This is a genomic window from Pseudomonas frederiksbergensis, from assembly GCF_001874645.1.
GTDB lineage: Bacteria > Pseudomonadota > Gammaproteobacteria > Pseudomonadales > Pseudomonadaceae > Aquipseudomonas > Aquipseudomonas frederiksbergensis_B.
In genome coordinates this window covers 335,614-356,698 of the sequence record NZ_CP017886.1, presented here as the reverse complement: position 1 = coordinate 356,698, position 21,085 = coordinate 335,614, and the positions used below count along the sequence as shown (strand labels likewise).

At 57.4% G+C, this 21,085-nt stretch carries 15 protein-coding genes and 1 pseudogene; 9 read left to right on the top strand and 7 right to left on the bottom strand.

Translation table 11 applies throughout. The features are described 5' to 3' along the window. Positions 1 to 5 precede the first annotated feature (5 nt). Positions 6 to 542, top strand: a complete 537-nt coding sequence (locus BLL42_RS01555) for a DUF4946 domain-containing protein (protein WP_071550477.1) — start codon at positions 6 to 8, stop codon at positions 540 to 542. Between the two features lie 197 nt (positions 543 to 739). Here the strand turns inward: BLL42_RS01555 and BLL42_RS01550 are convergent, their stop codons facing one another. Next, on the bottom strand, positions 740 to 1,102 hold the full coding sequence (locus BLL42_RS01550) for a histone-like nucleoid-structuring protein, MvaT/MvaU family (RefSeq protein ID WP_071550476.1): 363 nt from the start codon (positions 1,100 to 1,102) through the stop codon (positions 740 to 742). A 244-nt stretch (positions 1,103 to 1,346) separates the two neighbouring features. Next, the gene (locus tag BLL42_RS01545; protein WP_071550475.1) at positions 1,347 to 2,882 is read right to left on the bottom strand and encodes an EAL domain-containing protein; all 1,536 of its coding nucleotides are present in this window, start codon (positions 2,880 to 2,882) and stop codon (positions 1,347 to 1,349) included. A 549-nt stretch (positions 2,883 to 3,431) separates the two neighbouring features. Here BLL42_RS01545 and hppD point away from each other — a divergent pair. Beyond that, entirely contained in the window at positions 3,432 to 4,508 is a 1,077-nt protein-coding gene (hppD, locus tag BLL42_RS01540; RefSeq protein WP_071550474.1) for a 4-hydroxyphenylpyruvate dioxygenase, read from the top strand. A gap of 141 nt (positions 4,509 to 4,649) precedes the next feature. Here hppD and rarD read toward each other — a convergent pair whose 3' ends face one another. From rarD to BLL42_RS01525, 3 genes are all read right to left on the bottom strand, one after another. After that, positions 4,650 to 5,531 carry an EamA family transporter RarD gene (gene rarD / locus BLL42_RS01535; protein ID WP_071550473.1) on the bottom strand — a complete coding sequence of 294 codons (882 nt, stop codon included), beginning with the start codon at positions 5,529 to 5,531 and terminating at the stop codon, positions 4,650 to 4,652. Between the two features lie 128 nt (positions 5,532 to 5,659). Beyond that, positions 5,660 to 6,667 (bottom strand): aldo/keto reductase, encoded by a 1,008-nt coding sequence (locus BLL42_RS01530; RefSeq protein WP_071550472.1) that lies wholly within the window; start codon positions 6,665 to 6,667, stop codon positions 5,660 to 5,662. A gap of 153 nt (positions 6,668 to 6,820) precedes the next feature. Beyond that, positions 6,821 to 8,131, bottom strand: a complete 1,311-nt coding sequence (locus BLL42_RS01525) for an MFS transporter (RefSeq protein ID WP_071550471.1) — start codon at positions 8,129 to 8,131, stop codon at positions 6,821 to 6,823. A gap of 168 nt (positions 8,132 to 8,299) precedes the next feature. On the opposite strand from BLL42_RS01525, the gene BLL42_RS01520 reads away from it, so the two are divergent. The 4 genes and pseudogenes from BLL42_RS01520 to BLL42_RS30945 all read left to right on the top strand — a co-directional run bounded on the left by BLL42_RS01520 (position 8,300) and on the right by BLL42_RS30945 (position 12,701). Next, positions 8,300 to 9,421, top strand: coding sequence for a sugar diacid recognition domain-containing protein (locus tag BLL42_RS01520; RefSeq protein WP_071550470.1), 1,122 nt, complete (start codon positions 8,300 to 8,302; stop codon positions 9,419 to 9,421). Positions 9,422 to 9,605: 184 nt separating this feature from the next. Beyond that, on the top strand, positions 9,606 to 10,748 hold the full coding sequence (locus BLL42_RS01515; protein ID WP_071550469.1) for a glycerate kinase: 1,143 nt from the start codon (positions 9,606 to 9,608) through the stop codon (positions 10,746 to 10,748). Positions 10,749 to 11,075: 327 nt separating this feature from the next. After that, positions 11,076 to 11,843, top strand: a pseudogene (locus BLL42_RS30950) (MCP four helix bundle domain-containing protein); the annotation flags it as partial. Next, positions 11,838 to 12,701 (top strand): methyl-accepting chemotaxis protein, encoded by an 864-nt coding sequence (locus BLL42_RS30945; RefSeq protein WP_408004041.1) that lies wholly within the window; start codon positions 11,838 to 11,840, stop codon positions 12,699 to 12,701. The pseudogene BLL42_RS30950 and the gene BLL42_RS30945, both read left to right, overlap by 6 nt. Before the next feature lie 166 nt (positions 12,702 to 12,867). Here the strand turns inward: BLL42_RS30945 and BLL42_RS01505 are convergent, their stop codons facing one another. After that, entirely contained in the window at positions 12,868 to 13,227 is a 360-nt protein-coding gene (locus BLL42_RS01505; protein WP_071550467.1) for a DUF6124 family protein, read from the bottom strand. 655 nt (positions 13,228 to 13,882) lie between these two features. Between BLL42_RS01505 and BLL42_RS01500 the strand changes: the two genes are divergently transcribed. The 3 genes from BLL42_RS01500 to BLL42_RS01490 all read left to right on the top strand — a co-directional run bounded on the left by BLL42_RS01500 (position 13,883) and on the right by BLL42_RS01490 (position 19,910). Continuing rightward, the gene (locus BLL42_RS01500) at positions 13,883 to 15,868 is read left to right on the top strand and encodes a hypothetical protein (RefSeq protein WP_071550466.1); all 1,986 of its coding nucleotides are present in this window, start codon (positions 13,883 to 13,885) and stop codon (positions 15,866 to 15,868) included. 187 nt (positions 15,869 to 16,055) lie between these two features. Beyond that, entirely contained in the window at positions 16,056 to 18,263 is a 2,208-nt protein-coding gene (locus BLL42_RS01495) for an autotransporter outer membrane beta-barrel domain-containing protein (RefSeq protein WP_071550465.1), read from the top strand. Between the two features lie 168 nt (positions 18,264 to 18,431). Next, on the top strand, positions 18,432 to 19,910 hold the full coding sequence (locus tag BLL42_RS01490) for a hypothetical protein (protein WP_071550464.1): 1,479 nt from the start codon (positions 18,432 to 18,434) through the stop codon (positions 19,908 to 19,910). Between the two features lie 50 nt (positions 19,911 to 19,960). Here BLL42_RS01490 and BLL42_RS01485 read toward each other — a convergent pair whose 3' ends face one another. Next, positions 19,961 to 21,055, bottom strand: coding sequence for a fimbrial protein (locus BLL42_RS01485; RefSeq protein WP_071550463.1), 1,095 nt, complete (start codon positions 21,053 to 21,055; stop codon positions 19,961 to 19,963). Between the last annotated feature and the right edge of the window lie 30 nt (positions 21,056 to 21,085).

Sequence of the window (21,085 nt, the reverse complement as noted above, 5' to 3'; positions counted from 1 at the left end):
GTGCAATGTTGCGACCGTATTGCTATCTGTTTGTGTTGACCTGCCTGTTTTCGGCTGTTGCCCGCGCCGAGACTGTGCTTCCCGAGATTACCTGGCCCAGCGGCTGGGAAGTGCAAGTGTTGCCACAAGAGGATGCGACAGCTCAAACATCGTCCAGGGTTTCAAGGCAGCGGGCGGTGAAAAACGATGCAAACGGTGATCCGGTCCTGGTGATGGAGTTGACCATGAGCCAGGTTGAGCCTGGGCATGAAGTCAATTTGCAAGGTGTGCTGCTGGAAATGCGCAAGTCCGTGCAAAAGGATTTTTTTCAGGGCGGCTATCAAAGTGTTTGCAACAAAATTCATCCTGCTACATTGAGCAGGCTGCCAGCGCTGGAAACCACCTGTACGGTCACGCAGAATGGACGACATCTGTTGTCGCAAACATTAGTCGCGGCGCTAGATGCCGATAAGGCCTATGTTTTTTCCTACGCAGGCCAAGCCGAGGCTTATGCCGCAAGTCAGGATGACATACGCGATGCGCGAAACAGTTTGAAACTTTAGTAGTGCGCGACGTCTGCACGCTTTCAGTGCCGAGAGTTAGTGTTTAATACCCAAAGGGATTAAGAACAAAGTTGTGCCGCGTGCCCACGGTATTTGGCGGGCGTTTCCAACTAGATCGACGATCATCGTTGCATCAAGTGTAGCCGAGCATAAAAAAGCCCTGCACAGGCAGGGCTTTTGGAGGGGCGCAGGGAAGCTTAAGCGCGCAGCCAGGAGTCGACGGTGCTCGCACCATATTGTTCCTTCCAGGCTTTCAGGCCGCGGTGATTGCCGCCCTTGGTTTCAATCAATTCACCGGTGTGCGGGTTTTGATAAACCTTGACCACGCGAGCGCGGCGGGTTTTAGGTGCGGCGGCCTGCTGGAGGCTGGATTTTGGGTTCGGGTCGAGAATGGCGATGATGTCGCGCAGGCTTTTGCCGTAGGTTTTCATCAGCCCCTGGAGCTTTTCTTCGAATTCGATTTCTTTCTTGAGCCCGGCGTCGTTCTTCAGCGATTCCAGCTGTGCGAGCTGTTCTTGAAGGGCCTTTTCAGCGGCACGAAATTCAGCGAGTCTGGACAATATCTTTACTCCAATAGTGTATTTGGCTGATACCAACCGCCAACAAAGCTATAAGCCAAGAGCCTTGTAGCGACTCGGTGTTAATGGCTCACCTGTCAATCTCGCGCAGGCAAGAAAAATTGTAGTAGTTAATTCGCTCAGAGTAAATCACGTCTTTTTCATGATGTAACGTACGCTGCTGTTTGGTGCAATGTGCTGCGGCTCCTTTTGTTGAGGATCTCCATGGAACGCGGAAAGTGGCTAATTAATGGCTGTTCAACGCAATAATGAAATCGGCGCCCGGCATCGGTCGTCCAAATAGGTAGCCTTGCAGAAAGTTCACCCCATGACGGGCAAGATAATCACTCTGTTCGAGGGTTTCGACACCTTCGGCAACGATACCAAGGTCCAGCTTGGCCGAGAGTTCGATAATGCTGTCGAGTATATGGCGTGACAAGGCATCGGCACCGATCATCGCCACAAAGCTTTGATCGATTTTCAGAAAGTCCACATTGAACTGGCGCAAATAGCCCAGGCTTGAATGCCCGGTACCGAAGTCATCGATCGCAATCATCACCCCCAGCTCATGTAACTGTTCGAACAATTGAAGGGTGATGGCGTTGGGTTCGATCAGCTCGCGTTCGGTCAGCTCCAGAACCAGCGCAACCTTGTCAGGCGGGAAGGCTGCGAGAAACTCGCGGCAATCGTCTACCAGCTCAAGGTCACGACAGTGGCTGGCGGTGATGTTGATGCCGATGTGAAAGCGCGTATGGAACACATGTGCATGCGGGGCGAGCAACGCCGCAGTCTGGCGCATCAACGAGCGGGTCATCGGCACGATCAATCCAGAATGCTCAGCGAATGGAATGAACAGGTCCGGACGCACCAGCCCTTCTTTTGGGTGCTTCCAGCGCATCAAGACTTCAATGCCGGCCCACTGTTTAGTGTCGCCGTGGACCACGGGCTGAAAGTAAGGAATGAACTCATTGGCTTCCAGTGCTCGCCGCAATTCATGACTCGGTGACGACGAGCGCTTCTGTAGCCAATGACCAAGGGTCCCGGCAATCACCCCAAAGAAGATCAGCAGGCTGAAAAGCGGCGGGTATTCACTTTTCATGTAGCGCCAGACTTCGCCCTCGGGAAAGCCGGCCTCGACCTCAAAGGCATACCGCGAAGATTCAAGATTGCTTCGGGCTACCGGTAATACGGGCAGGGCGCCCTCATGGACCTTGCCATCGGCCGACAGCCAGTGGGGGCCGACTTGCAGTAACAGCAGGGTCTTGCGACCAATCAGCCGCAGGACGTTGCTCAGGTGATAGCCGTCCAGGGAGGTTAGGGCGCCTTGTCTGCCTTTGCTGAGGCGATACACCAGCAATGCGGTATTGGGTGTGACCGGATTGCCGTTCATCAACCACAACGTGCCTTGGGTGTACTCGCCAGGATCAACCGCTGCCTGATAGTCGCCAAACAGCGAGCTGCAATACAGATTGTTATCCCACACCAGATTGGTCGAGCGCACAAAGGGTCGGCGCGTGACTTGTTCGCGCAATGCCAGTTTTACCTCGGCGCAAGGTTGTCCAGCCAGCGGCAGCAGTTCTTGTGCCGCCTGCGCGGTGTTGTCGAGCATCAAATCGAATTGCCGTACCGCTTCTTCGGCTGTTTGGTAGGTGCTCTGTTCCAGCCCCTGTTCGGCTTGCATGCGCAGAATGACGGTTCCCAGTACCACGGGAATCAGGCCGATCAGCAGCGTGATGAGGTTGCGAGTCAGTGGCGTGCGACGGACGTTGATGGTCAAGGGCATTGGTGGAACCTGCGACGATGGAGTAGGGCTCTCAGAAAGAGTAGGGCTCTCGAATGCAGGCAGGGCACAGGCTTGCCTTTCAAAAAGAGTACAGATACGGGCCATGATAGATGGCGTACAGGCTTTGTGCTTTTCAGCGGTAATCCAGACTCGTGGCCAATTTGATAAACGCCAGGGTCGCCGGTGATTTAAGTGGGGCGATGTACCTGGGAGGCGGGGCGATTCTGCTGGGCATCTACCTGTGCAACAAACCCCTTGCACCGGCGCCCAAAAGGGGCATTTTATAGAGAAGGCGGACAAATCTGGTTACGCTGTGTAGAATCGGTTTACGCATATAAGAATAACGTCTTCTGGCAGCAGAAGCCTCGCCCGCAAGAGCCTTGGGTCGACAATGAAGATATTTGGGTTCCAATTGATCTACGGTGATTTTCTCGCCCGCAGTGTGCGAGGCATCTCCTGCGCGCCACCCGCCGCTCTCAGCATTGCTTGTAACTAACGCTCCGTTAATCCAGCCGTTAATTCCAAAAGCATCATGATGAGGCGCCAACCATGGCAGATTTATACGAAAACCCAATGGGCCTGATGGGCTTTGAGTTCATTGAGCTTGCATCGCCGATCCCGAACACCCTTGAACCGATCTTCGAGATCATGGGCTTCACCAAGGTCGCGACCCACCGCTCCAAAGACGTGCACTTGTACCGTCAGGGCCAGATCAACCTGATCCTCAACAACGAACCCCACAGCGTAGCCTCGTACTTTGCGGCCGAACACGGCCCGTCGGTGTGCGGCATGGCGTTCCGTGTCAAGGATTCGCAAAAAGCCTACAAGCGAGCCCTGGAACTCGGCGCCCAGCCGATCCACATCGAAACCGGTCCTATGGAGCTGAACCTGCCGGCGATCAAAGGCATCGGCGGCGCGCCGCTGTACCTGATCGACCGTTTCGGCGAAGGCAGTTCGATCTATGACATCGACTTTGTGTTCATCGACGGTGTTGACCGCCACCCGGTAGGGGCGGGCCTGAAGATCATCGACCACCTGACCCATAACGTGTATCGCGGCCGTATGGCTTATTGGGCGAACTTCTACGAGAAGTTGTTCAACTTCCGCGAGATCCGTTACTTCGACATCAAGGGCGAATACACCGGCCTGACCTCCAAGGCCATGACCGCTCCGGATGGCATGATCCGCATCCCGCTGAACGAAGAGTCGTCCAAGGGCGCCGGGCAGATCGAAGAGTTCCTGATGCAGTTCAACGGCGAGGGTATCCAGCACGTTGCCTTCCTCTCCGATGACCTGGTGAAGACCTGGGACCACCTGAAAAAGATCGGCATGCGCTTCATGACCGCGCCGCCAGAGACCTACTACGAAATGCTCGAAGGCCGTTTGCCGAACCACGGCGAGCCGGTCAACGAACTGCAAGCGCGGGGAATTCTGCTGGACGGTTCGTCTGAGTCGGGCGACAAGCGTCTGCTGCTGCAAATCTTCTCGGAAACCTTGATGGGCCCGGTGTTCTTCGAATTCATCCAGCGTAAAGGCGACGATGGTTTCGGCGAAGGCAACTTCAAGGCACTGTTCGAATCCATCGAACGCGACCAGGTTCGCCGCGGTGTGCTCAGCACTGAGTAATTTGCTTCAGCTGTGAAAAAGCCTGGTCAGCATTACTGTTGATCGGGCTTTTTTTGGATCAAAAGATCGCAGCCTGCGGCAGCTCCTACGGCATAAATGGATACCGGTGTAGGAGCTGCCGCAGGCTGCGATCTTTTGCTTTTATGGGCGTCGATGCCGCATCAAATGCTTGAACCCTTCAAGCATCAACACCAGCACCGCCAGCCAGATCGGGATATACGTCAGCCATTCCCCAGACTTGATGCTTTCCCCCAGCAGCAAGGCAACCCTCAGCAACAGCACCGGCTCGACATAGCTCAGTAGCCCGAACAGGCTGAACGGCAGCAACCGGCTGGCGATGATGTACACCACCAGCGCCGACGCACTGATCACCCCGAGCAGCGGGATCAGCAGCGACAACCATGGATGTTGATCGAATACCGCAAAGCCTTGTTCACCGCTGTGCACGAACCCGTACGCCACCGGCAGCATGAGCGCCATGTCCAGCCACAAACCGCCGAGGTTGTCCGACGCCAAACGTCGGCGCAGCACGAAGTAGGTCGGGTAACCGATGGCCACCAACAGGGTCGCCCAGGAAAAACTGCCCACCTGATACAACTCATTGAGCACCCCGAGGGTGGCAAAAAACGCGGCGACCTTTTGCAGGTGCGAGAGCTGTTCGCCATAGGCGATGCGCCCGGTCAGCACCATCGTCAGTGGCAGCAGGAAGTAGCCCAGCGAAACGTCAAGGCTATGACCATTCAGCGGCGCCCACATGAACAACCAGAGTTGCACGCCGAGTAATGCCGAGGAAACCAGCAGAGCACCTGACAATGCCGGTTTACTGCCCACCCGACGGAGGATTTCGACCACACGTCGCCATTCACCGGAAACCACCATGAACACGGTCATGCACGGTACGGTCAGCAGCATTCGCCAGCCAAAGATTTCCACGCCGCTCAGGGGCGACAGCAACGAGGTGTAGAAATACATGACGGCGAACAGCACCGAGGCTGACACCGATAGAGCAATACCTTTAGACAAACTGTCCTCGCGACACGTGGGGAACTCAGGGGGCGCAGAGAATAGCCTAATACCCGTAGGAGCTGCCGGAGGCTGCGATCTTTTGATCTTAAAAACAAAGATCGCAGCCTCCGGCAGCTCCTACAGAGTTAGCGTGGGGTGCGGCCCGAGACAAAATGGCTCACATCATTGAATCCCGGCGTCGACGAGTGTCCCGGCGTCACCAGCGAGTCAATGAAGGCTTCGTCTTCGGCGGTGATTTTCACCGCCAGGGCCTTGGTGTAGGCATCCCATTGGGCTTCGGTGCGCGGGCCGACGATGGCCGAGCTGACGGCCGAGTTGTTCAGCACCCAGGCGATGGCGAACTCGACGATGCCGACGCCGCGCTCCTGCGTGTACGCCTGAATCTGCTGGGCAATGCGCAGCGACTCGACCCGCCATTCGGTTTCCAGAATGCGCTTGTCCTGACGGCCAGCGCGGCTGTTGATGTCCGGGGTGACGTCCGGCGCGTACTTGCCGCTCAATACGCCACGGGCCAACGGGCTGTAGGGCACCACGCCGAGGCCATAGTTTTGCGCGGCGGTGATCTGTTCGGTTTCCGCCTGGCGGTTGACGATGTTGTACAGCGGCTGACTGATCACCGGTTTGTCGACGCCAAGTTTCTCGGCAACACGGATCACGTCGCTGATACGCCAGCCACGGTAGTTGGACAGGCCCCAGTAACGGATCTTGCCTTGGCGAATCAGATCGCCAATGGCCGACACCGTCACCTCCAGCGGCGTGTCGTGGTCTTCGCGGTGCAGGTAATAGATGTCCAGATAATCGGTGCCCAAGCGGGTCAGGCTGGCGTCGATACCATTGAACAAGTGCTTGCGGCTCAGCCCGCTGCGATTCGGCACACCGTCCACCGGGCCGAAACCGACCTTGGAGGCCACCACCCATTCATGGCGGTGACCGGCAATGGCTTCGCCGACGATTTCCTCGGAGCGGCCGCTGGTGTACACGTCTGCAGTGTCGATGAAATTGACGCCCTGATCCCAGGCCTTGTCGATGATCCGCAGTGAATCTTCAGGGCTGGTCTGCTCGCCAAACATCATGGTGCCCAGGGTCAGGGTCGAAACCTGCAAACCCGAATGACCCAGCGTGCGGTAGCTCATGTTGAAATCCTTTTACGGGTGGGAAAGGCTCAATCAAATACCAGAATAGTCGGGTGTGGCAAACGAAAAGATCGCAGCCTGCGGCAGCTCCTACACGGGAATGAGGTACACCGTAGGAGCTGCCGCAGGCTGCGATCTTTTGATCTTGCCGCGTTACACCCGCAAGGTCCGGGTCATGCGCAGCGCCAGCACACTGCCGCAGGCAATCACACCGGCCAGCAGGTACAACGCAGCATCGGTCGAGCCGGTGCTGTCCTTGACCCAACCCACCAGATACGGGCTGAGGAAACCGGCCATCTGGCCCATGGAGTTGATCAACGCCAGGCCACCGGCGGCCGCACCGGCGCTGAGCATGGCGGTCGGCACCGGCCAGAACATCGGCAGGCCGGTGAGGGCGCCCATGGTGGCGAGGGTCAGGCCAAGAATCGCAATAGCCGGGTTGGCCGCAAAGTTCACGGCGATCAACAGACCCACCGCGCCCATCAGCATCGGCACCACCAAATGCCAGCGGCGTTCTTTATGCAGGTCGGCCGAGCGACCGACCATCAGCATGAATACCGCGGCCAGCAGATAGGGAATCGCACTGAGCCAGCCAATCACCAGGTTATCGGCGAAACCGAGGTTCTTGATGATCGACGGCAGCCAGAAGTTGATCGCGTAAACGCCGCTTTGAATGCAGAAGTAGATCAGGCCGAACGCCCAGATCGCCGGGTTCTTGAACACGGCCAGCAGCGAGTCGGTGGCGGTTTTCGGTTTGTTGGCCCAATCGATGGCTTGATCCGCCTCAAGTACCGCACGTTCTTCCGGTTTCAACCATTTGGCGCTGGCGAAGTTGTCGCTGAGCAGGAAGAACGCAAGAGCGCCGAGGGCGATGGTCGGAATGCCTTGTAGCAGGAACATCCACTGCCAGCCGGCGAGGCCACCTTGGCCGGTGGCAAAGTGGTTGAGGATCCAGCCAGAGAACGGGCTGCCGAGCAGCCCGGACACCGGAATCGCCGACATGAACAGCGCCATGATGCGGCCACGTCGGAACGTCGGGAACCACTGCGAGAGGTACAGCACTACGCCTGGGAAGAACCCGGCTTCGGCGGCACCGGTGAACAGGCGCAGGGTGTAGAACCCGGTCGGTGTGGTGACGAACAGCAGGCAGGTCGACAGCATGCCCCAGGTGACCATCATCAGCGCGATCCAGCGCCGAGGACCGAATTTTGTCAGTGCCAGGTTGCTCGGTACGCCGCACAGCACGTAGCCAATGAAGAAAATCCCGGCCCCGAGGCCGTACACGGTTTCGCTGAATTTCAGCGCATCGAGCATCTGCAGTTTGGCAAATCCAACGTTGACCCGGTCGAGGTAGTTGAACAGATAGCAGATGAAGATGAAGGGGATCAGGCGCAGGGTAACGCGCTTGTAGACGGCATTTTTATCGTCATCGGTGGCCAGGGTGGCGGCGGCGCTCTGTGACATGGCGGGTCTCTCTTTATTATGATTTTTTGCGATACGAGGGTAACGTTGATCGCCCACAGAGTCTCGGTCACCCCTAAGCGGATGTCTTTGTGCCTGAGCACAGGGTTTGCACCCACTGCCTGTGCGGGTGAACAATCAATCACCGCCCGTTTTCAAGGACTACGCCGCATGTTCGAACTCGATCACGACCTGGCGCAGGATATCGTCGACCGGGCGATGGCCATCCTGCCGTACAACGTCAACGTCATGGACAGCCAAGGGCTGATCCTCGGCAGCGGCGAGCCGGAGCGGGTCAACACCCGACACGAAGGCGCGCAGCTGGTGTTGGCGAACGGTCGGGTGGTGGAAATCGACGCCCAGACCGCCGTGCACCTCAAAGGTGTACAGCCGGGGATCAATTTGCCGCTGCTGCTCGATCAGCGCCTGATCGGCGTACTGGGCATTACCGGTGAACCGGAACAACTGCGTACTTATGCGGAACTGGTGCGCATGACTGCCGAGATGCTGGTCGGCCAGCGCAACCAGCAGGCCGACCAGCAATGGCGTCGCCAGCGTTGCGATGACCTGTTGGCGTTGCTGCTCAGTGAGGCGGGGGACTCGCCACGGCTGATTGACGAAGCACAGCAAATGGGCCTCAAACCGCAGCTGTCGCGCACGCCTTATTTGTTTGAGTTGGGCCTGGAACATGGGGCGGGGCAAACCGCCGAGGCCTTGAGTGCCTGGCTGATCTCACGCTATCCCGACAGTTGGTGCGTGAGTTCCGCCAAGTCGTCGTTGCTGTGGTGCCGGCCGACCACGCAAACGGTGGAGAACGAGCGCTTGCTGGAGAAACTCGAAGGGCTGGGCTGGAACATTTTGCGCATCGCCGTGGGTGGCCAGGCGGATGGGTTGCAAGGCTTGCGTCGCTGCTATCGGCGGGTCGGCGACTTGCTGGCGTACGGGCGCGATGTACTGCCGAAAAGCCGTTTGCTGACGCTGAACCGCTATCGACTGCCCGTCATGCTCTGGCGCCATCGCAACGACGATGCGCTGGACGAGCTGCTCAGCCCACTGCGCAAAGTCATCGCCAAGGACAGTAACGGTCAACTGTTGGCGACCTTGCGCAGTTGGTGCGAACACGACGGCCAAAGCCAGGCCTGCGCCGATGCGCTGGGTATCCACCGCAACAGCTTGCGCTACCGCATGGAGCGCATCGCCGAACTCAGCGGTGTTGACCCGTTGCGCCTCGATGGCATGCTCGCCTTGTACCTGGGCGTGCAACTGCTGCCGCAGACCGACACTCACCCATAAAAGATCGCAGGCTTCGCCAGCTCCTACGGAATCGGTATGTACGCGGTCGTCGGAGCTGCCGCAGGCTGCGATCTTTTGATTTTGTGAGAATGAACAATAAACCCCTGCCGCACTTGTGCAGTGGACCGGCGTTATTGTTCATGTCAACTGGCAGCATGGGCGCCATTGGAACTGGAGAATTCACATGAAAATCGTCATCGCCCCTGATTCGTTCAAGGACAGCCTGAGTGCCGAAGCCGTGGCCAATGCCATTGCACTGGGCCTGTCCGAGGTCTGGCCGGACGCGACGCTGGTCAAGTGCCCGATGGCCGACGGCGGGGAAGGGACGGTCGAGTCGATTCTCGCTGCCTGCGAGGGTGAACTGCGCAGCGCCACCGTACAGGGTCCGCTCGGCACACAGGTCGACGCGCACTGGGGCTGGTTGCCCCACAATCACACCGCGATCATCGAAATGGCCGAAGCCAGCGGTTTGCAGTTGGTGCCGGTGGGCCAGCGCGATGCATGCACCAGCAGCACGTTTGGTACGGGCGAACTGATCCGCGCCGCGCTCGATGCGGGGGCGCAGCGGATCATCCTGGCCATCGGCGGCAGCGCCACCAACGACGCCGGTGCGGGTGCATTGCAGGCGCTGGGTGTGCGCTTGCTCGATGCCCAGGGGCAAACATTGAAATCGGGTGGCCTGGCGTTGACGCACCTGGCGCAGATCGACCTGAGTCACAGGGACCCGCGTCTGGCCACTGTGCGTTTTGAAATCGCCGCCGACGTCAACAATCCGCTATGCGGTCCCCACGGCGCCTCAGCCATTTTCGGCCCGCAAAAAGGCGCATCGCTCGAACAGGTTCAACAATTGGATCTGGCCCTTGGGCATTTCGCCGGGCTCTGTGCCCAAACCCTGGGCAAAGATCTGCGCGAAGAGCCGGGCAGTGGTGCAGCGGGCGGTCTGGGGTTTGCGGCCAAGGCGTTTCTTGGCGCGCAATTTCGTGCCGGCGTGGAAGTGGTCGCCGATCTGGTCGGCCTGGAGGATGCGGTACGTGATGCGGACTTGGTAATCACCGGCGAGGGCCGCTTCGACGCCCAGACCTTGCGCGGCAAGACACCCTTTGGCGTGGCGCGTATCGCCCGGCAGCAGGGCGTGCCGGTGATCGTGATCGCCGGCACCCTCGGCGAGGGCTATCAGCAGATGTACGAACATGGCGTGGATGCGGCATTCGCCCTCGCGTCTGGGCCGATGACCCTGGAACAAGCCTGTGCGGACGCCCCGCGTCTGTTGCAGGATCGAGCGCGGGACATCGCCCGCGTCTGGCGCATCGCGGTTTGCAAGGGTTAACGGTAATCCTGTAGCAGCTGGCGAAGCCTGCGTTCGGTTGCGTAGCAACCGTAAAACCGGTGAACGCATTCAACCTGACAAACTGCGTTCGGTCGTTCTACAAAAGTCCTCTGAAACCCGACAAGTGTTTCACCCTTGAAACACTTGTCACATCAAGAAATATATTTCTCTCAACTCTGCATAAAACCTAAAGCCCTGCCGATACAGCGTATAGGCGCACACACCGATCAAAACAATGACGCCTACCTGCCCGCCGGGAGTGATCTCCTGCCTGGCAGCGTTAACGGCAAGGATGCTCGAAGACTTCACTACCCCGAGAGTCATCCTATGTCCCTACGTAATATGAATATCGCGCCTCGAGCTTTCCTCGGATTTGCTTTCATTGCGTTGTTGGTGATCGTGCTCGGTGTCTTTGCCGTGAACCGCATGTCGATCATTCGTCAGGCATCCATCGACATGGAAACCAATCAACTACCCAGCGTCGCCTTCCTTGGGAATATCACAGAGAACATCCTGCGCTTGCGCATTCTGTCGTTCCGTGTGTTGGTAAACCGCGACGCGGCCGGGTTGCAAGAAGCTGAAACCCGCGTCATTTTACTCTCTGACAAGGCCAGAGAAGCTCAAAAGAGCTATGCAGCCCTGCCAGCGGGCCCGGAAGAAGCGGCGCTGTATAAAACCTTTGCCGCCACCCTCGACAGCTATCTGCAAGCGCAAAACCAGATGATGGAGCTGTCGCGGCAGAACAAAACCGAAGATTTACGCAACCTGATCAATACGCGTATCAAGGACGGTACCGATTTGATGGGGGAGCAGTTGAGCAAGCTGATCGCCATTAACGAGGCGGGCGCGACCGAGGCCGACGCCTTGGCCGGTGAGCAGTACGCCTACGCCACCAACGGCATCATCGCGGTGTCGGTGATCGCAGCGCTGGTGACGGTGTTGCTGGCCTGGCTGCTGACCCGCAGCATCGTCACACCACTGAACCGCGCCGTCGCCGCCGCCGAGTCGATTGCCGGCGGTAACCTCGCCAAACCTATAGAAGTCGATGGCAAGGACGAACCGGCGCGTTTGCTCGGGGCCTTGTCGACCATGCAGGCCAACCTGCGCAAAACCATCGAGCAGATCGCCGGTTCCGCGAATCAGCTGGGGGCTGCCGCAGAGGAACTCAGTGCGGTGACCGAGGAAGCGTCGCGCGGCCTGCAACAGCAGAACAACGAAATCGAACAGGCCGCGACCGCCGTCAATGAAATGACCGCCGCCGTGGAAGAGGTTGCACGTAATGCCGTCTCTACGTCCGAAGCGTCCAATCAATCGACCCAGGCCGCCCGTGAAGGTCGCGACCGCGTGGTGGAAACCGTTAACGCCATTCAGACCATGACCCATGACGTACAAACCACCTCGCTGATGATTGAAGGTCTGGCCACTCAGGGCCGCGATATCGGCAAGGTGCTGGACGTGATTCGGGCGATTGCCGAGCAGACCAACCTGCTGGCGCTCAACGCGGCCATCGAAGCGGCGCGTGCCGGTGAAGCCGGACGCGGTTTTGCGGTGGTGGCCGACGAGGTCCGCGCCTTGGCCCATCGCACTGCGCAATCGACCCAGGAAATCGAAAAAATGGTCGCCGGGATTCAAAACGGCACCGGCGAAGCGGTCGACTCCATGCAGCAAAGCAACCAGCGCACTCACACGACCCTGGAACTGGCCCGTGCGGCCGGCGTGGCGCTGGAGCAAATCACCCAGTCGATCCACCAGATCAACGAGCGCAACCTGGTGATCGCCAGCGCGTCCGAAGAACAGGCGCAAGTGTCGCGTGAAGTCGACCGCAACCTGGTGAACATCCGCGACCTGGCCACCCAATCGGCCGCCGGAGCCAACCAGACCAGCGCCGCCAGCCATGAGCTGTCGCGTCTGGCGGTGGATTTGAATGCCATGGTGGCGCGCTTCGTTATATAAGCCTTGGCGCAACCTGTAGCAGCAGGCGAAGCCTGCGTTCGGCTGCGCAGCAGTCGTAAAATCAGACAATGCGGTCCTCCAGGATGACCGCATGCTCAGGGTTTACGGTTGCTACGCAACCGAACGCAGGCTTCGCCAGCTGCTACCAGGGGAGCGTTGTCAGTAACTACTCCGGCGGGTCGATCTGATCGAGCACCCGGTTCGCCGTGATCTCCGCCAGCATCACGCTGTTGGAAATACCCAGCAGCGCATTGCGCGACCCCCCCTCCAGATGATCCACCAGGTCATGGACCATCACATCGACCGAGGCCAGCGTCTCGACCAGATACACCATCAGCGTTTCGGTCGTGGCCTCTGGGTCGACGGTAAACAGCGTGCAGGGTGTTCGCGGGGTGGCTTTGATGTCGGCAATCGACGGGAAGTGGAAGTCGAGGGCGCGCTCGGCGGCCTCGTTGAGTTTGTTTGAATCGGGCTCGTATGGGGAGGCCGGATCGGTGTCTGGTGGGTTTGGCGTTACCTTGAACATAGATGCTTCCCTTTTGAGTAGGGCTGCAACCACTCGCGACTAAACAAAGGGGTGGCAGCTGAGCGCAGGTTAGTCGACCGGTAGGGAAAGCAAAAACCGGCGCGTCCGAGGACGCCCTGCGCACAGCTACCATCAAGCGCAGGCGAATACCTGACTGATGATGCTTGTACGACCGCTTTACCTTAGCCGGGCGACTAAACCCGATCACTGATGGGCAGTGACGCGAATCAAGTTACCGAGCGGCCCCAAGGCGCACAAGCCGGCGGATTCTGGCGTAACCGTACGCAACGACGCAAGGCCTTGTAGTTTTCATGAAGTGACGTTGCGCGCGTTTAAACAGACGCTCTGCGACGATGTTCGCTGTACATGCTCCGGGTTGCCTGCAAGTCTTTTCAACAGCCTTCGAATTCAGGGCTTATTACCTTGAGTCTAATGCTCTCCCGACTCTCCAGTACTCACTGTATGCATCGCCACCTGTCAAGTTTGACAGTATCGCACTTTCAAAAGCCGGTGCTTAATCCGCTCAGGTCATTACGACCGAGCAGAGCGACCGGGCGGTTACGCAGTATCCAAGCCATCCGTCGAACTGCCAGACAAGTTTTGATTGCCATGAAAATGTTCATGGCCGAACTCAAACGGTTCCGGAGAGAAAACGATGGCAAGTTCCTTCCAAGAGCAAAAGCTGACTGCTGAACAGGTGCGAAACAACTATCGCGCAAATTTCTTCACTGCAGATCCGCTCATCGAAGCGACCATTGTGGACGCGATGCCCGGTGATGCGGACGGTTTGATGCCCATCGGCAAAATTGATGCTGCAATAAACGTCACGATTCCATTGTGGTCGGATCGGCCACCCATCGGGTTCGGCCAGGTGAACAAGCTGGCTCTGGAGTGGCTGCCTGAAAGTTCAAGTGACTATCTGCCCATTGGTACTGCGGAGGATATTCCCGACAGCGATACCCTGCCCGATGCCGATTTCCCCCTCAAAAAGGTAATTCCCCTCGAGATCTTCAAAAACTACGAAGGTACATTCAAATTCAGATACACCGTCACTAACTGGAACGACGGCGGCTCTAGATTGGCACCTGAAGTTCCCGTCACCATCGACAGAACCGGCCCGATCAGGCCAGCTACACCTGCCCCCATCGAAATCGTTGAGCCCTTGATTACCGACGCTGTTTTAACCCGCGACGGCGGTGTCAAGTGTGTGGTGCCGGATTTCATCGAGGATAAAAAAGATTTTGTCAAAGTTGCCGTCGGCTGGATGAAGGATCTGCCGGAAGACGAGGCGGACTTTCCCGAGCGGGTTGCGTTTTTTGATCTGCTGCCCTCGGACCGGACAATACTCGTACCTGCGAGCTTTGTAACGGCTATAGGGTCGGCAATCCAATACGCTGTGTACTTCCTGTTCGACAAGGCGGGCAATCGAAGTGAAATGTCCTTACCGAAAAGTGTGCAGGCTGCCCTTGGGGAGCTTCCCAGTGGTTTGAAAGCTTGCACGGTCCCATTGGCAGATGATGGCTTGATTGATCGGGCAGATGCTGCCTTTCCGACCAAAGTACATATCGAGGAATATACAGGGGTCGACGATGATGACGGGATTGTGATCACGTGGGGCAAGAATAATCTGGCTCGAACTTCTGTCGGTGCTCACCGTCCATTTCCGCTGAAAATCCCCGTGTCGTGGTTGCATATGGCAAGAGAGTACGACTTTGCCTCCACGACCCACGTGCAGCCTATCGATGTGGACTACACAGTATTTAGAGGTGATTACCCGACCTCTTCGCCAGGAAAGATCAGCGTCAATACGGACTTCGCAATCACTGGGCCGGTAAACCCGAATCCTGAGCCAATTAGCCCTACACTGGAGTTAATCAGATTCGAAAGTTCAAGCGGCAGCGATAAAGAATTAACCATTGCCGATATCGGCAAGCCCGCGACAGGGCACATCAAACTCTTCACCACGCCTGCCCCTGTGGTTGGCGACACGTTAACGCTTTATTACAACGGCAAGGCTGTCAGCTCCGCCCCCTATGTCGTAACGGGTAATGAAACGCCCGCCCAGGAAATTCCAATGGCTATTCCGTGGGACGATATCAAGCTCGTCCCGGTAATGGACAACTTGCCGCTGCATTACACGCTGACACACACAGGGTTTGCCAACCCACAGGAATCGCGGCGCACAACGATCAACGTCATGGTGGAAGTCGTCACCCTTCCGGAGATCACCGTCCCTGCGGTAGTGATCAATTGCAGTCATCTGCGAGAGGATGGCAGCGGGAAGTGGGGGGTGTACGTGCGTATTCCCACGTCGGATTACTTGAAAGAAGGCGCGCAGGTGGTTGCCGTTTGGAACACCTATAAAGTTGATAAGGTTACAGAGATTCCGACGACTTACCTTGTTGAGGAACTGACAGTCAGCAAGGTACAAGAACAAACCGGCATCGACTGGTTCATCCCCTATGAGAAATGTTTAAAACCCACCTATGTACCTGGTGTTTCCAATGCCGGCCTCGGCAAGGTGACCTATGGCATCAATATTCGAGGTCAGATGGTCGCGTCCGACGTGAAGGAGTGTCTTATCGGCGTGTTCGAGGATGCAGGCTCAGGTAATGACCACTGCGTGATACCCAGACCTTGACATGATCAACTTCGACCAGCAGGAAGGGGGCCCTTCCTGCTGTTTCAATGATGTTTTTCCAATGATGCTTGGGACTAGTCCTACAGACACCTCTGAGTTTTCTAACTAGCCTCGTCGCCCTTGATTTCATGGGCCGGACCCGAGGGTTTGGCGAGTTTGATGTTTAATAACTTTATTGCGGTGCCTGATGAACGCTAAACGGACTTTTGCTTTACACCCTCTTTCGGTCTCCCTCAAGTGGATAACGCTTGTGCCCTTGTTGCTGACCAGTACTCACTCGTTGGCAAGAATTATTGTCACCGACACCTTGATCGGTGGCAGCGCTGTCGTCGAAGACTATCGGGTCATAAACAATGCCCACCTGACCGCCAATGGCGCGACAACCAATCAAATACGAGTTGAGCCCGGTTCGTCACTGACACTCAACGGCTCGACGACGACCGCCATCGGGACCAACACCGCTGTCGATCTGGTGGACAGCAGCGCAACCATCAGCGGCAGTAACGTCACCGCAAGCGGGACAGCTCTGTCACTTGGGTACACCGCCACCGCACCCAACCCGAGCGGCTCCACAGCAACGGTCACCGGCAGCAATATTACCGGTGGCAGGACTGGCGTCCTGGCCGGAAACTTGAGCGATTTGACGCTGATTCAAACCAATGTGACTGCAACCAACCCCACGGGTACGGGGCTTCAGTTGGCCAACGGTTCCGTATCGGCAACTGCAAGCACAATCAGCGGCGGTGCTCAGGGCGTTCTCTTTACGCCCACCAGCGATAACGTAGGCAATCCAGGAAAACTGGTCCTCAACGATACCAATGTCATCGGTCAGACCGGCTCAGCCATTGTCGTCAACGACTTTGGTCTGGCGCCGATATTGGCCACGATCGAGGTCAACAATGGTTCCACCCTGGTGGGTGGCAACGGCAAGATTCTTGAGGTCAACGGTGTATCGACGGCCAACATGACGGTCGATAACAGCCATCTGGTCGGCGATGTCGTCGCTGACGCCGGTGCGACCGCGAATATCACGCTGCAAAACCGCGCGACCCTGACCGGTCAGCTCGACAACGTCAGCCAGCTGACCGTCAACAGCGACGCCCGGTGGGTGATGGTCGGCGATGGCAACATCGCGAACCTGGCACTCAACGGCGGTGGTGTGCAGTTCGGTAACCCCGGCGAATTCTTCAAGTTGACGGTGGGCAATCTGTCGGGCACCGGCGGTACGTTGTTCATGCACACCAACTTTGGTCAGATCGATACCCTGACTGTCACCGGCACCGCGACCGGCAATCACTCGGTTGCAATCGATGCCAGCGGTTCCGAACCCGTGGCCGCCGGTGCCATCCCGGTGATCCACATCGCGGCGGGTGACGCCCAGTTCTCGTTGCACGGTGGTCCGGTAGACCTGGGTGCTTTCTCCTATGACCTGATCAAACAAGGCGGCAACGACTGGTACCTGAACACCGCATCTCGGGTCATCAGCCCTGGTGCGGCATCGGCAGTGGCGTTGTTCAATGCGGGGCCCACTGTCTGGTATGGCGAACTCCCGACATTGCGTAGCCGAATGGGCGAAGTACGGATGGACGGCGGCAAGGCGGGTGGCTGGATTCGTGCTTATGGCAACAAGTTCGATGTCGATGCCAGTTCCGGTGTGGCTTACCAGCAGACCCAACAGGGCCTGTCGTTTGGTGCCGATGCGCCGTTGCCAATCGGTGATGGTCAGTGGCTGGCAGGCTTGCTGGGCGGGTATAGCAAATCCGATCTGGACCTGAGCCATGGCACCAGCGGTACGGTCGACAGTTACTATGTCGGTGCGTACACCACCTGGCTGGATGAGCCGAGCGGTTATTACTTTGATGGCGTGCTCAAGTTCAACCGTTTCCAGAACAAGGCCGATGTACAACTCAGTGATGGCAGCAAGACCAAGGGCAGTTACGACAATAACGGTATCGGTGCTTCTCTGGAATTCGGCCGGCATATCAAACTGGCCGACGACTATTTTGTCGAGCCATACACTCAGTTATCGGGCGTGGCTATTCAGGGGCAAAGTTATGATCTGGACAATGGCCTGGCCGCGGACGGTGATCGCACTCGCTCACTGCTGGGCAAGGTCGGCGCCACCGCCGGGCGCAATTTCAATCTGGGTGAAGGCAAAGTGGTGCAGCCGTATATCCGTTCCGCTTATGTGCATGAGTTCGCCAAAAACAATGAAGTCAAAGTCAATAACAATGTGTTCAACAACGACCTTTCAGGTTCCCGTGGCGAATTGGGTGCAGGGATCGCCATGAACCTGACCGACAAGGTTTCTGTACACGCTGATGTCGATTACAGCAACGGTGACAAGATCGAACAGCCGTGGGGTTTCAATTTCGGTGCTCGCTATAGTTGGTGATCGCACTGCAGCGGGGGAGAGAGGGCATGACTTCCCCGTTTTTTATTTTCTCGCTTGTCATTCACAACAGCGTTTCGGGTAACTACGTGACATCGCATTTTCACAACATTGGCCGGAGAGACTCTTCGCGATAGTCCTTTTGGCTCGCTTCTTAGTGAGGGAACAGACATGTCAAAAAAATCCGCGCCACTTGATGAATTTGATAACAGTCTCACCGCTCCCGATATCATCGGCGTGCTCGAACCCGTTCCTGGTGGTGAAGAAAACCTGCTGCCCAAGGATGCATGGCTGGTTCCGTTGCGTGTGGAGTTTGAATTATGGAGTGATTACGCTCCGGTATCCGGCCTGACCGATGTCGTCCAGTTGATCTGGGATGGGGATGAAAACAATCCTGTCGCCGAAAAACATTTTGAGGGGACCGGTAGCCCGTTTGATCCATCGTTACTGTGGCTACAGGTCCCGACCTCAAAACTGGATGAGGGTGTTCATTCCTTGTATTACCGGTTGCAACCCTGGAATGGTTCGCCTGCGCGGACATCGGTTCCGGTTAGTGTCACTGTTGATAAAACCGCGCCTGTCACCAGCGGCAAGCTGATTTTTCCTGCCAAAGTTCTCCCTCCCAATCAAATCACTGCTGCGTATCTTGCCGACCCGGTCAATCAGGATCAGGTACTGGCAACCGTGCCCGAATACACCGTGAAGAAAGTAGGTGACGTCATTACCTGGTATTGGGAACTCTCTCCCGGTGGGCGTGAGGTGGCAGGCACCAGGACGCTTGAGCAAACCGACATCGGACAGCCCGTGCAAGTGAGCTTCACGGGGGATTTGCTGCGCAGGGCCAACGGAGTTTTCTATGCGACCTATCGGGTGTGTGACAGGGCCGGAAACAAGTCTGTACTATCTAATGACGAGAAGCTGGACGTCAATATCCGCCCACCCACCCCACGCAAGTTTCCAACCGTCCAGCAGGCGAACAGTACGCCGAGTGGCACGGGGATATTGAATCCACTCAGGGGTACAGCAGGGGTGATAGTGGTGGTGGCGGCATCGGAAGTCGATCCCGATGAAGCTGTGCTCGTGGATTTTATCGGTCTGGGCGGCGAGGGTGGGATTGGCTCTGTCATGGGCGTGAAACCGACCACCCCGGGCGGCCTGGAGTTCGCTATCCCGGCTCCAGTCGTGGCAGCCAACATCCCTGTCAGTGGCGATGGGCGCAAGGTTGAGGTCTGGTATTGGGCCGGTCATGAAACACAGCACTCAGCGGTTTATACGCTGGCCATCAATGAGTTGTCTGGAGAAGCGTTTGGCTCGGTCGGTTGCCCCGAGGCACAAATCGGCTCACCGGCGACGCTCTCCAAGAGCAAGGTGGCGTTGTCCGGTGCCAACATCGAAATAGATAAATGGGCTTACCATGAGGTCACTCAGCGAATAAATGTGTGGTCGATGGCATCCGGCGTTCGAACAGATTTCCTGACGGACGCGCCGACACCGCTCAATGCCAGTGGAAAGTTCGTTACGCCACTGCCCAAGGACTATGTTGCGCCTTTGCCTCTTAACGAGACATTTACCCTGTATGCCAGTGTCAGCTTTGATCAGGGACATAGTTACCGCCTCTGCAAACCGATGGCGATGAAACTGGTCACGTAGCCGAGCATCTCGTTCGCTCCCCGGCAGGTCTGGCCTACCGGGGAACGTGTTTATTTGTAGGTGATGGTAAAAGCCAGTGATGCATCCGCCGACCCAGGCGAGACGTCTGCCGTCGCTCCGGTCTGATAGTAGAGGGCATTGAACTCCAGCAGCATGCCCCCGCTGGCCGGGATGGCGCCCTGAATGACATCGGTGTTCAGCGTGACAGGCGTCGCGGCATCACGTCCCAGTATCTGAATGCCGACACCCCTTGCGGTAGAACCGCTGCCCAGGCTGAACAATCCCAGGTCGGCATCGATTGTCGTCGAACCCGCCATGGGCTCCAGACGGATGTGAGCATTGGTCACCGTGCCGCCCGGCAGCGGGTCGGAAATGCACGAGTTCAAGGCAATGCTGAACGGGACCGGGTCGGTCGTATCACCTTCGCCAGTAAATTGCGTAGTTGACCAGTCGCCGAGCTTGACGGGGTCGGCGCTGACCGGATTGGCCGACAGGGTGCATTCTGCCTGAGTGACCGAACCACTCAACGCCAGGCTGAACGCATTGGGTAGACCGGTGAACGAGGCCGAGATCATTTCCTTGCCGGAGTCCAGGGGTTGCATGCCTCGCCCGATCGGCCCCGTTTTGACCAGAGTGATCACGCCACGCAATAACGAGTGCTGCAAGACAAAGGGGGTACTGAAATCAATGAACGCATTGAATGGCACTGTGCTTTCAGAGCCGCTGAGCTTCCAGTAGCCAGCGGTAAAACCATCGTAGGGATCGCCTAATTTGATCAGGGCGCCAACTCCGGCGATGTTGGTTTCGAGCAAGGTGCCACTCATGGGGGTGCCATTCACTCTAGCAATGGGACCTGGTACCGGTATGGCTTTCGCCGCGGCCTCGAATGTCAGTCGAGTGCCATCGGTTTCGCAGTGAATGGACAATCCTCCACCGCTCTGAAGGAACGGCTGCTCTATCGGGCCGACGGGATCACCGACCTTGGCATCTCTGGGGATGAACAATGTGCCCACGTTGGCCACATAGTGGATCGGTCCTGGATTGGTGCCCCAGTAACACGAATTGGTGGCGTAGGCGGTATCAAATGGCATCAGTGCGCTGGCGGCAAGTGTGAACAGTGCGCCGGGCAGTAATCGTTTCGACATGCTGTGTCTGTCCTGAAAAAAACAACTCGA

Coding starts and splice junctions, on each gene's coding strand:
- BLL42_RS01515 (WP_071550469.1), top strand. CDS start 9,606: ATGAAAATCGTCATCGCCCCTGATTCGTTCAAGGACAGCCTGAGTGCC.
- BLL42_RS01485 (WP_071550463.1), bottom strand. CDS start 21,055: ATGTCGAAACGATTACTGCCCGGCGCACTGTTCACACTTGCCGCCAGC.
- hppD (WP_071550474.1), top strand. CDS start 3,432: ATGGCAGATTTATACGAAAACCCAATGGGCCTGATGGGCTTTGAGTTC.
- BLL42_RS01555 (WP_071550477.1), top strand. CDS start 6: ATGTTGCGACCGTATTGCTATCTGTTTGTGTTGACCTGCCTGTTTTCG.
- BLL42_RS01520 (WP_071550470.1), top strand. CDS start 8,300: ATGTTCGAACTCGATCACGACCTGGCGCAGGATATCGTCGACCGGGCG.
- BLL42_RS01500 (WP_071550466.1), top strand. CDS start 13,883: ATGGCAAGTTCCTTCCAAGAGCAAAAGCTGACTGCTGAACAGGTGCGA.
- BLL42_RS01490 (WP_071550464.1), top strand. CDS start 18,432: ATGTCAAAAAAATCCGCGCCACTTGATGAATTTGATAACAGTCTCACC.
- BLL42_RS01530 (WP_071550472.1), bottom strand. CDS start 6,667: ATGAGCTACCGCACGCTGGGTCATTCGGGTTTGCAGGTTTCGACCCTG.
- BLL42_RS01545 (WP_071550475.1), bottom strand. CDS start 2,882: ATGCCCTTGACCATCAACGTCCGTCGCACGCCACTGACTCGCAACCTC.
- BLL42_RS30945 (WP_408004041.1), top strand. CDS start 11,838: ATGCAGGCCAACCTGCGCAAAACCATCGAGCAGATCGCCGGTTCCGCG.
- BLL42_RS01495 (WP_071550465.1), top strand. CDS start 16,056: ATGAACGCTAAACGGACTTTTGCTTTACACCCTCTTTCGGTCTCCCTC.
- BLL42_RS01525 (WP_071550471.1), bottom strand. CDS start 8,131: ATGTCACAGAGCGCCGCCGCCACCCTGGCCACCGATGACGATAAAAAT.
- BLL42_RS01505 (WP_071550467.1), bottom strand. CDS start 13,227: ATGTTCAAGGTAACGCCAAACCCACCAGACACCGATCCGGCCTCCCCA.